Source organism: Sphingomonas sp. MMS24-J45, assembly GCF_044881195.1.
Lineage (GTDB): Bacteria > Pseudomonadota > Alphaproteobacteria > Sphingomonadales > Sphingomonadaceae > Sphingomonas.
The window spans coordinates 2,054,446-2,065,357 of record NZ_CP173255.1; the positions used below are offsets into that span (position 1 = coordinate 2,054,446).

Annotated in this window: 8 protein-coding genes and 1 tRNA gene; 6 read left to right on the forward strand and 3 right to left on the reverse strand. The window is 61.4% G+C overall.

Going from position 1 to position 10,912, the window contains the following annotated elements:
• Positions 1 to 65 precede the first annotated feature (65 nt).
• Positions 66 to 1,262, reverse strand: coding sequence for an AAA family ATPase (locus AB5I39_RS10225; protein WP_404366108.1), 1,197 nt, complete (start codon positions 1,260 to 1,262; stop codon positions 66 to 68).
• Positions 1,263 to 1,932: 670 nt separating this feature from the next.
• On the opposite strand from AB5I39_RS10225, the gene AB5I39_RS10230 reads away from it, so the two are divergent.
• Positions 1,933 to 2,232, forward strand: coding sequence for a MucR family transcriptional regulator (locus tag AB5I39_RS10230; protein ID WP_404366111.1), 300 nt, complete (start codon positions 1,933 to 1,935; stop codon positions 2,230 to 2,232).
• A 55-nt stretch (positions 2,233 to 2,287) separates the two neighbouring features.
• On the opposite strand, the gene AB5I39_RS10235 is transcribed toward AB5I39_RS10230, so the two are convergent.
• On the reverse strand, positions 2,288 to 2,728 hold the full coding sequence (locus tag AB5I39_RS10235) for a hypothetical protein (RefSeq protein WP_404366114.1): 441 nt from the start codon (positions 2,726 to 2,728) through the stop codon (positions 2,288 to 2,290).
• A gap of 232 nt (positions 2,729 to 2,960) precedes the next feature.
• Positions 2,961 to 3,030 (reverse strand) — tRNA-Ser (locus AB5I39_RS10240).
• A 504-nt stretch (positions 3,031 to 3,534) separates the two neighbouring features.
• Between AB5I39_RS10240 and AB5I39_RS10245 the strand changes: the two genes are divergently transcribed.
• Genes AB5I39_RS10245 through AB5I39_RS10265 form a run of 5 tightly spaced genes read left to right on the forward strand, consistent with a single transcriptional unit; the run spans position 3,535 to position 10,822 of the window.
• On the forward strand, positions 3,535 to 4,335 hold the full coding sequence (locus AB5I39_RS10245; protein ID WP_404366117.1) for an efflux RND transporter periplasmic adaptor subunit: 801 nt from the start codon (positions 3,535 to 3,537) through the stop codon (positions 4,333 to 4,335).
• The gene (locus AB5I39_RS10250) at positions 4,335 to 7,436 is read left to right on the forward strand and encodes an efflux RND transporter permease subunit (protein WP_404366119.1); all 3,102 of its coding nucleotides are present in this window, start codon (positions 4,335 to 4,337) and stop codon (positions 7,434 to 7,436) included. The genes AB5I39_RS10245 and AB5I39_RS10250 overlap by 1 nt, the downstream gene beginning before the upstream one ends.
• Positions 7,433 to 8,809, forward strand: a complete 1,377-nt coding sequence (locus tag AB5I39_RS10255; protein ID WP_404366122.1) for an efflux transporter outer membrane subunit — start codon at positions 7,433 to 7,435, stop codon at positions 8,807 to 8,809. Before AB5I39_RS10250 ends, AB5I39_RS10255 begins: the two co-directional genes overlap by 4 nt.
• A 4-nt stretch (positions 8,810 to 8,813) precedes the next feature.
• Positions 8,814 to 9,488, forward strand: coding sequence for a response regulator transcription factor (locus AB5I39_RS10260; RefSeq protein WP_404366125.1), 675 nt, complete (start codon positions 8,814 to 8,816; stop codon positions 9,486 to 9,488).
• Complete coding sequence (locus AB5I39_RS10265) at positions 9,488 to 10,822, forward strand: ATP-binding protein (protein ID WP_404366128.1); 1,335 nt, start codon at positions 9,488 to 9,490, stop codon at positions 10,820 to 10,822. The genes AB5I39_RS10260 and AB5I39_RS10265 overlap by 1 nt, the downstream gene beginning before the upstream one ends.
• The last annotated feature ends 90 nt before the right edge of the window (positions 10,823 to 10,912 follow it).

The window sequence follows — 10,912 nt, forward strand, 5'->3', positions numbered from 1 at the left end:
ATTCTTCCGTGAGCGTTGCGACAAAGGCCTCAGTAAAAGACTTTGGCGGATCACCACGATTGAGCTTAATCAAGATTGGCACCAATAAAAGGAGCTGCTCTCAGGTCAAAAAGCGTTCTCTTGAAACTCGTAGGATGCAGCATCAGGTGCAAGCGAAACAAACTTTCCCGCACCAGGCGACCATCTTCGGATTCAACAGCATCGTCGAAGGCCTTAACAGCGTCTGAGTATACCTGTGTTTCAACCTGCTGCATACCCATCACGTCGGTAAGCACTTCTTCAACGGTCCATCCAGAAAAGCCGTAAGGGCTATCTGGCAAAGTACGAACACCTATCCGGCCGGGTTCGCTTCGCCAGAGCGCGATTACTTCGGAAACGTCTACTGATTGTATCACATGAGGACTGTGTGTTGTAGCGATGATCTGTGCTAATGGAAACGTTTCTTTTAAGACACGTGCAATTTTTCGCTGCCAATCTGGATGAAGATGCAAGTCGATTTCATCAATGAGAATTACCCCAGTGAACGCGCTCGCGGAGATGTTCAACTGGCGAAACTCAATCTCTTTTATGACGCCAAAAAGTAAGGCGTATGTCGAACGAAAGCCAGATGACAACCATTCAAAAGGAATGATACCATCAGGCGTTTCTACCAACACATCGAATGATTTATGATTGACATTATGTAGTTTGACCGTGTGATCTAGAATAGAAAAGAGATTCACGGCCAATGCGTAATTCGCCTTATCAGAATCCGTCCATCCTTGTTCACCTGCGGCAGAGAACAGATAGCGATTTGCAAGCCAACCCTTTATTTCCGTCGAATCGGTACCAACAATGTTTCTGGATCCTATAGCAAAATCACTTAGCGTCGGATCAGAGTTTATAGATGTAGATTTTGCATATGTAATTTCCCGACGTGTCCGTATATTAATAATACTTGAACTATAATCTGAAAAAAAAGCTATTTTCTCATCGTTTGACGGATCACTAGAAGTAATACCTGCCTCGCTCTCGCGATTATTTCCTTCGGCTTCAATATTCAATACAATGCGACCGTCGCCGCCAATAAATGACGCGTTCTTTTTTAGTTTGACTGCTTCAAATATACCGCCAAAAGGCGATATTATGGCTTCAAGAATTGTAGTTTTGCCTATCCCGTTCGGCCCGCAGACGATGTTAAGTCCTTTACTGAATGCCATCTTCGTATCGTTATAGGGACCCACTTGCTGGAGTAACAACCAATTTATACAAAGACTTTTCATTCTACCTCAAGGTTGATGTAATAGAAATTAAGACAATAAGGATCGCCGATAGAATTGCGTCGAATCAATTCAGACATGTCTTTCTAAGTGAGACCAAATCATTTGGGTAAGGAATCACCGTTTTGCCTAGTATTCTTTCGCCGATGCGGGACTCGTAGGCCTCGCCCTGGATGCAGTACCGCAACAGCATAAATGCGCAATCGTACAGCGCAACCCGTTTTCACCATGAGCAAAAGTCAGTACCCTTAATGCCTAACGGAAGCCCCGAGGGGCCCTGGGGTTACCACGCACGGAGGCTACCGTTCGCTGGCAGGCATTTCGCAATGGATCGACCTGGAACTTCGAAAGCTGGTGCCCAGTTCGCGGGATAGCCAATTGAGTAGTGTAACTGCCGTAAAGACATTCATGAACAACAGTCGCGACTGTGCCTCGGCTCCCGGGACCGGCGGAGTTGTTTTCCACCATTTCGCGCAGTCTCCGCTCATGGGTGGCGGCTTATTTTATGGCTTTCCGGCCTTGCGACTCCGTGGCATTGCGAGCGGGTAGCGAGTTTTCGGTTGGTGCCTTATCGCTCTTGTTTGCCCGATAAAGCGCTGCTTGAACTCACCGCAGCAATCGTTGCCGCAACGGTCGAAATAACCGCATTTCAAACAACGACATAGCAACGCTAATGACGTCGGTTTACCATGCGCTGGGCAAGCTGCAAGCGCCCACCGTCGCCGACACCGTCGAGGTTCCCGTCCCAGCCGTCTCCGTACGATCATCGGTCAAGCCCAATAGCATCTCGTGCCTCGAATGCGGTGCGGTCCAAAGGGCGCTGAAGCGGCATCTCGGAACGTCGCACGCGCTTACCCCAGAGCAATACCGGGCAAAGTGGAGGCTGCCAGCGGACTACCCGATGACGGCGCCGAATTCGTCGGCGGAACGATCCCGTGCGAGTAAAGCGCGGGGGTTCGGGCGGAAGCGCTGAGGGGAGATGCATGCCCGATCGCACTGGGCGAATGCGACCGGGGCATGCGGCATGGTTATGGGTCTAGCAGGTGGTACTTTCTGTCCTCGTCGCGCCACCAAAGGTGCAACCCCGGTACAGTGCCGGTGTACCCGTCGAGTACGCCAATAACGTGTTCTCGGCTTAGACCTGCGACGCGAAGCCCTTTCAAGATAAGCTGGCGTTCGTTAAAGCCTTGGTCGATGCAAGCGCCAATCATTACGACCATCCGCTCGCGCCTGTTGGCCTTAGGCCCCAAGCTTTCTTTCAGTTTGAGGAGATGATCATACACGGAGCCGTCCTTGCTGATGTAATAAGTCATGCGATGTAAGCTTTCGAAAAAAATAAATGAAAAGTTTGCCCCCACCCGTTTGTCGCGGGAAGGGGCTAGGGGTTTAGGCAGCGCGGATATTGAGCTTGGCAGCGCCAGCTTCGACTGCGGCCATGAGAGCGCTGTTCGCGACGTGCGAATAGCCATTCGCAATGGTATGCGCGTAGGCCGCTTTCATCCGTTCCAGCCTTAACAGAGGAGGGCAGCATGAATAGCTTTGAACCTCCGTGCTTACGGAGATCGGCCTGACCAAGCCTCAAAAGGGTATTGCGTAGGTCGAGCCGATTTTCCCACCCAAAGCGCCCCAAGCAGGACCCAAACGAGTGTCCTACCGAAAGGCACTTCCGCCGTATGTCTCTGAGATTGCCTGTTGAAGGACTGGTGCCGCTTACAGGACTCGAACCTGTGACCCCCGCATTACGAATGCGCGATTATATGCAGAAAAGGGCAGAAACGCGTTCAGAGAATGACGAAAATCGCGGTTAAAAGCCAAAGATCCTGCAATCTGCGATGCCAGCGCGATACCAGAACGGGGACGCGTTGGCATCGCTGGTGCGGCGGGCGTTTACGGTGAGTGTGGTGTAACCCAGCCTGATGCCAGCGCTAAACCGACCGACTCACTTCGCTTCCCTTTAGCGAACGTCGGCTGATCGAATGTGATCCGGACCGCCGGGGAATGCAGCCGATCAGGTCGAATGTCGAACATTGGGATATGGTATAGTCGCGCCAAGCTCGCCCCAATCGCTGACGGTTAGGCGGCGATCATGATCACGTCGCGATCGATCCTGATACTCGTTCCGCTATGCTTGCTGGCCGCCTGTGGCAGCAAGCCGGTCGCTTCGCCTCCCGCACCCGCTAAGGCCGAGGCCGTCGCGCATAAAAGCGACCTGCTTCGACTAACCTTGACACCACAGGCGCAGGCACGGCTCGGCATTGCAACGATACGGGTCGGCGTGGGTGGCTTCGGCCTGACGCGCGATACGAGCGGCGAGATCGTCGTGCCCGGAGGCGTCGGTGGCGTGCCGATCAATTCGGTGAGCAACTTACAGCAGCTCGGTACTCAGCAAGTGGCCGCGGATGGCGAGGTCGCACGATCGCGGGCGCAGCTTCGCCTCGCGCGGATTGCGCTGGATCGTGCTGCCGCGCTGGTCCGCGAGGAAGCCGGGAGCGTCCGCGCGCGCGATGAGGCCGCCGCCCAGCTTGCTACCGCCAAGGCAGCTGCCGATGCGGCCAGTGCGCAACGACGTCTACTCGGACCACCGATCCGATTGCTCGCCAGTCAATCGATTGTATGGGTCCGCGTGCCCGTGTTCGGCAGTGATGTCGGCGCGATTGAACGCGGGCATGCGGCAATGGTCCGGCCGCTAGGCCGCAACGGCGCTACCCGCGCTGCCCGTCCGGTTCAGGCGCCGCCTTCGGCCAATGCCGTGGCCGGGACGGTCGATCTGTATTTCGAGCTAAACAATCGCGATCGGGCCTACCGCGTTGGCCAGCGGGTTGGCGTGACGCTGCCGATCGCGGGCGGCAGAACGCAGGGCCTGTCGTTGCCGACCTCGGCGATCGTACGCGACATTTATGGTGGGGAATGGGTTTATGCGAAGACTTCCCCCGACATTTTCCTGCGCCAGCGGATCGAAGTCGCCTCCACGAAAGATGATCGGGTAATCCTCGCGCGCGGCCTCACGCCCGGCGCGGAAGTCGTGACGGCGGGTGCGGCGGAGCTGTTCGGCACCGAGTTCGGTGTGGCCCACTGATGCTGGCGTGGCTGGTTCGCGCCGCCCTGACCCAGCGGGTGCTGGTGCTTGCATGCGCGGCGTTATTGGTGGTGCTGGGGGTTCGCGCCTCGAGAGATGTGCCGCTCGATGTCTTTCCCGAATTCGCGCCGCCCAAGGTCGAGATTCAGACCGAAGCGCCGGGCCTATCGACCGAGGAGGTCGAGAGCCTCATCACCGTGCCGATCGAGACCGCCGTCAATGGCGTGCCCGATCTCGCGACGCTGCGATCGAAGTCGGTGCTGGGCCTTTCATCAGTGACGATCCTGTTCAATCGCGGCACCGATGTGATCCGCGCGCGACAGCTGGTGCAGGAACGCGTGACGCAAGTGCAGAGCCGCTTGCCGAGTGCCGCGCGACCGCCCGTGATGCTGCCGCCGCTGTCATCCACCAGCCGGGCAATGAAGATCGGCGTGTCCTCCAAGAAGCTCGACCAGATGCAACTGTCCGAGTTGGTGCGCTGGACGATCCGGCCTCGGTTGATGGCGGTGTCTGGCGTCGCGAACGTTGCCGTCTGGGGCTATCGCGACCGGCAATTGCAAGTGCTCGCCGATCCAGACCGGCTGAATGCGGCCGGGGTCACGCTCAACGAATTGCGGCTGGCCGCCGGCGATGCGGTGCTCGTCGGCGGCGGCGGCTTTGTCGATACGCCGAACCAGCGGCTTGCGGTGCAGCAGGCAGGTGCCATCCAAACCGCCGATGACCTGTCGCGCACGGTCATCAAGATCGCGGGCGACGCACCTGTGCGGATCGGCGATGTCGCGCGGGTGGTCGAAGGGTATGCCGCGCCGATCGGCAATGCGATCATTGATGACGGCCCCGGCCTGATGCTGATCGTCGAGAAGCAGCCGACGGGGAACACGCTGCAACTGACCCGCGATGTCGAGGCGGCGGTTACCGAGCTGCGGCCGGGCCTGAAAGACGTGAAGGTGGACACCACGATCTTTCGCCCCGCGACCTTCATTGAGCGGTCGATCGACAATCTGTCGCGTGCCCTGATGATCGGCTGTCTGCTGGTGGCGGTCGTGCTGTTTGTGTTCACCCGCGACTGGCGTCAGGCGGTGATCAGTCTGGTCGCGATCCCGTTGTCGTTGCTCGGCGCAGGGCTCGTGCTGCTGTGGAGTGGGGCCACGATCAACACGATGGTGATCGCCGGGCTCGTGATTGCGCTCGGTGAAGTGGTCGACGATGCGATCATCGATGTCGAGAACATCGCGCGACGCCTGCGCCTCAACCGCGCGGCGGGCATTCCGCGATCGGCGTTCGATGTCGTGCTGGCGGCCTCGCTTGAGGTGCGGACGGCGGTGGTGTTCGCGTCGCTGATCGTGATGCTGGTTTTCCTGCCGATCTTCTTCCTTGGCGGGGTTGCGGGCACGTTTTTCCAGCCTCTGGCGATTGCCTATGTGCTGGCGATCGCGGCGTCGCTGCTCGTGGCGCTGGTCGTTACCCCGGTCATGTGCCTCGTCCTGCTGCCCAATGCGCCGATCAAGGCGGAGAGCGACACCCGCTTGGTCGGCTGGTTGAAGGAGCGTTACGCCAGCACTCTGCCCCGACTGATCGCCCGGCCGAGTGTTGCCATCGGTGTCGTCGCGGGCGGGTTGCTGCTCTCCGGCATCGGCTATGCGAGCTTCAAGGATCAGTTCCTCCCCGATTTCCGCGAAACCGATTTCCTGATGCATTTCGTCGAAAAGCCCGGCACGTCGATCGAAGCGATGGACCGCATCAGTATCCGCGCCTCGAAGGAGTTGCGCGCGATCCCCGGTGTCCGCAATTTCGGCGCGCATATCGGCCGCGCGGAGGCCGCCGACGAAGTGGTCGGGCCGAACTTCACCGAATTCTGGATCAGCCTCGACGACAAGGTCGATTACGATGCAAGCGTTGCGAAGATCAAGGCGGCGATCGATGGCTATCCCGGCCTCTACCGCGATGTGCTGACGTACTTGCGAGAACGCATCAAGGAAGTACTTTCGGGCGCAGGTGCGACGATCGTGGTGCGCATCTTCGGACCCGATCAGGACGAACTTCGCGCCGCGGCCGAGCGTGTGCGCGGGCGGGTGGCCGGCATTGCGGGCGTGGCCGATCTCAAGGTCGAGCAGCAGGTGTTGGTCCCGCAAATCCAGATCCGTCCGCGCTCCGCCGATCTCGTCACCTTCGGGCTGTCGCCGGGCGAAGTGCGACGGCAGGCGCAGACGCTGGTGGCGGGGCAGAAGCTTGGCGAAATCTACCGCGACCAAAAGGCGTTCGATGTCGGCTTGTGGGGCGAGCCGGCAGTTCGTGGGGACCAACATGCGCTTGCGGACATGATGATCCAAACGCCCGCCGGTGCGCCGGTCCGGCTGCGCGACGTGGCCGATGTGCTGGTTGTGCCCGCGCCCAATGAGATCAAGCGCGAGAACAGCCAGCGCCGCATTGACGTGACGCTCAATGTGAAGGGCGCCGATCTCGGCTCGGTAGCGCGCGCGGTCGACGCGGCGGTGGCGCAGGTGCCGTTTGCGACCGGATACCATCCGCAAGCGCTGGGCGAATATGCAGCGCTCCAGGAATCGCGGCAGCGGCTGTGGACGATCGGCCTCGCTTGTCTGGTCGGCATTTTGCTGCTGGTGTGGCTGGAATTCCGCTCGACGCGGATCACCGCACTGGTCGGCGTCAGCCTGCCGTTCGCGCTGGTGGGAGGCGTCGTGGGCGTGGCGCTGACCGGGGGCGTGTTGTCGCTAGGGTCGCTCGTCGGCTTTGTCACCGTTATCGGCATCGCGGCGCGCAACGGCATCATGCTGTTGTCGCATTACGACCACCTCCGTCGGTGCGAGGGCGAGGCATTCGGGCCGCAATTGATCATCCGGGGTGCGGCGGAACGGCTGGTGCCGATCCTGATGACGGCGCTATGCGCCGGGCTCGCGTTGCTGCCGCTGGTCGTTGCGGGTAATGCGCCAGGGCACGAAATTGAGCATCCGATGGCGATCGTCATCCTCGGCGGACTCGTCTCATCGACCGCGCTCAACCTGTTCCTGATGCCCGCGCTTTACGCGCGCTTCGGCAAGGAGCGCCCCGCGCCGACCTCAGAGCCGTTGGCGGTGACGGCATGAAGTGCCTTGCTCCCCTGATCGTGCTGCTCGCTTCGGGCTGCATGACCGCGCCGTCGCTGCCATCAACGATTGCGCCGCCGAGCGCAACGGGCGGCTTTGCCGACCTGCCGAGCGTTTCGATCGCGCCAGTGCCCGATGACTGGTGGCGGCTGTATGACGATCCGATGCTCGACCGCCTGGTGCTGGCAAGCCTGGCCGCCAATGCTGACTTGCGGGTGGCGTATGCGAATCTCGAGGGCGCACGGGCGACACTGCGTCAGGCGCGGGCGACGCGGCTGCCGCAGACGACGGTGGAAAGCGGTCTGACGGTCGACAGCAGCGCGGGCCAGCCGAGCGCGTCATCAAACGTTCCGACGACCGATTATGATCTGGCGTTGACCGCGAGTTGGGATGCCGATCTGTTCGGGCGCCTGCGGTCTGCGGCGCTCGCGGCGCGCGCCGATGCGGCGGCGCAGGAAGCGGCGTTGGACGGCGTCCGCGTCGCCGTGGTGGCGGACACGGTGCTGGCCTATGTCGAGTTGTGTGGAGCGACGCAGGCGCTGCGCGCGGTGGCTGAGCAGGTCAAGGTCCAGCAAGGCGCAGTCGCCGTGCTGCGGGATCAACTGAAAGCGGGAGAGGTTTCGCCGCTCGAAGTATCGCAGGCGACGAGCCTGCTGGCCTCGACCACCGCGCTCAAGGCGCCGCTGGAGGCCGCACAGACCAATGCGCGTTACCGCCTTGCGACGCTGGCGGGGCGGCCACCGGCAGAAGCGCGGGTCGATTCCTTCACCTGCCAGACGCTGCCGAAGTTGCGCACCGCCGCACCGGTCAGCGATGGCGCTGCGCTGTTGCTTCGGCGCCCCGATCTCCGCGAGGCAGAGCGTCGCCTCGCTGCTGCCGCCGCCCGCATTGGCGTGGCGCGCGCCGACCTGTATCCGCGCATCAACCTGGGCGGCGCGATCGGATTGCTGACAGGTCGACTGGTCGCGACGGGATCACCACTCGTTAGTTGGGCCTTTCCCAATCAAGCACCCGCGCGTGCTCGATTGGCGCAGGCGCGTGCGGGCGAACGAGCAGCTTTGGCGAGCTGGGACGTTGCCGTGCTACGTGCGCTCCGTGAGGTCGAGAGCGCGCTCGCCACTTACGATGCCGAACAGCGCCGCAACCGCACGCTGACCGCCGCAAACTCGGAAGCTCGGCTGACGGCGCATCGCGCCGCCGCGCGCGTTCGCGTAGGCGATGCCGCGCCGTTATTGCGCCTCGACGCTGATCGCACGGTAGCGCAGACATCAATTGCGGTCGCGCAGTCCGATCTTGCCGTCGCCCAAGCACAAGTGGCATTATTTCGTGCGCTTGGCGGTGGCTGGCGCACTGCTAAGCCGCCGTTAGAATGACGCGATGCGCATTTTGATCGTCGAAGACGACGCCGACACCAACCGCTTCGTCGCCCGTGGCCTCACCGAATTAGGGCACCAGATCGTGGCCAGTGGCGATGGTCGCGATGGCCTGTTCCAGGCGACCGAGGGCGGGTTCGACGCTTTGGTCGTCGACCGGATGCTCCCCGGCTTGGATGGGCTCGCGCTGGTCAAAGCGCTGCGGGCGACGGGCGACACTACGCCAGTTCTGATGCTGACCGCGATCGATGGCATCGCCGACCGGGTCGAGGGCCTTGAGAGTGGTGCCGACGATTACCTGGTCAAGCCCTTCGCGTTCAGCGAGCTCGCCGCGCGTGTAATGGCACTCGGGCGGCGACCAGCGGCTTCGGTAGCACCGGCGCGGCTGGCAGTCGGCGATATTGTAGTCGATCTCGATCGCCGCACGGTGCTGCGTGCTGGTCGCCGGGTCGTGCTCCAGCCCCGCGAATTCGTGCTTCTTGCCGAACTAATGCGCAATGCGGGGCGCATCATGACCCGCACCATGCTGCTCGAGCGCGTTTGGGATTTCGACTTTGATCCCAAAACGAACATCGTCGAGACACATCTCAGCCGATTGCGGTCGAAGCTCAACGCCGGGTTCGATACCGACCCAATCGAAACCGTGCGCGGCGCCGGCTACATGATCCGGGGCGGATAATGCGTCGGTGGTTGCGCGGCACCTTTGGGCTTGTCGCACTGGTCGCCATTGCCTTTGCGCTTGCGACGCTGGCGATCGGCGTCGTGGCGTTCGAGACGACGCACGAAGCGCTCGAACAGCAATTGGATCACCGAATCGCCGCCGAGACGCAGGCGCTGATCGACGAGGGCGACGACGGCTCGGACGGCATTACCGCTGCGATCCGTCGCCGCGAGGCAGCGCGCAGCACCGCGAGCCTCGGTTACCGGCTGGTGGATGCCGCTGGTCGCCCGGTCGCCGGGCGGCTAGCGGCGCGCGTGCCGACGACGCCGGGCTACGTCGAACTGCTCCCGTACACAGAGGCTGGCCAGCGCCGCATCGCGCAGTCGCTGACCACGAAATTACCTAGCGGCCATCGGCTGCTCGTTGCCGCCGACCGCGCGGTGATCGACGAGATGGATGCGACATTGTTGCGGCTGTTCGCTGGCGCGTTCGGTGCGATGCTGTTGCTGGGAATTGCCGCCGCCTGGATCGTCGGCGCAGTCACACGTGCCCGGCTTGCCCGGATCGACCGGACCGCGCTCGCGATCATCGATGGCGATCTCGCACGGCGGGTGCCGGTCATCGGCGGCGGCGACGAATTCGACGGGGTTGCCACCACGCTCAACCGTATGCTCGACCGGATCGGCGGGCTGATGGACAATCTCCGCCAGGTGTCGAGCGACGTCGCCCATGACCTGCGCACACCGCTCACACGTTTGCACAATCGTCTCGACGAAGCGCTGGCGAGCAACGACCGCGGCGTTCAGCGCGAAGCGATCGAAGCCGCCGCGACCGAGGCGCGGGACTTGCTGGAAGTTTTCGCCGCACTGCTGCGGATCGCCGAGGTCGAGGGCATGAGCGCGCGCGCCCATTTCACCAACGTGTCGCTCAGCGTGCTCGTGACCGATCTTGCCGAGGTTTATAAACCGGTGATGGAGGTCAGCGGGCATCGATTTGCAACTTTCATCGAGCCGGGCATCACGATCAAAGGTGACCGCCGATTGCTCCAGCGACTCCTGAGCAATCTGCTCGACAACGCGATAACACACACGCCCACCGACACCACGGTGAAGGCCATCCTAGCCCGGGTTGACCGCGGCGTTCGCTTGAGCGTCGCGGATGACGGTCCGGGCGTGTCCCCGGGACTCGCACCGACGTTATTTCAGCGCTTCACCCGCGGCGACCGCAGCCGTTCAACCAACGGACACGGCCTGGGCCTCGCGATGGTTTCCGCAATCGTCGCAGCGCTTGGGGGAACCATCGCAGTCGATCAGGCACATGGCTTCGCGATCGAGGTTACTTTCGACGCCTGATAGCGATCGACTGCCCATTCCACGTTACAATTTCCCAATCTCGCGAATGACACGGTTTCGCAACGAAATTGTCACGGGCGGCTCATACCG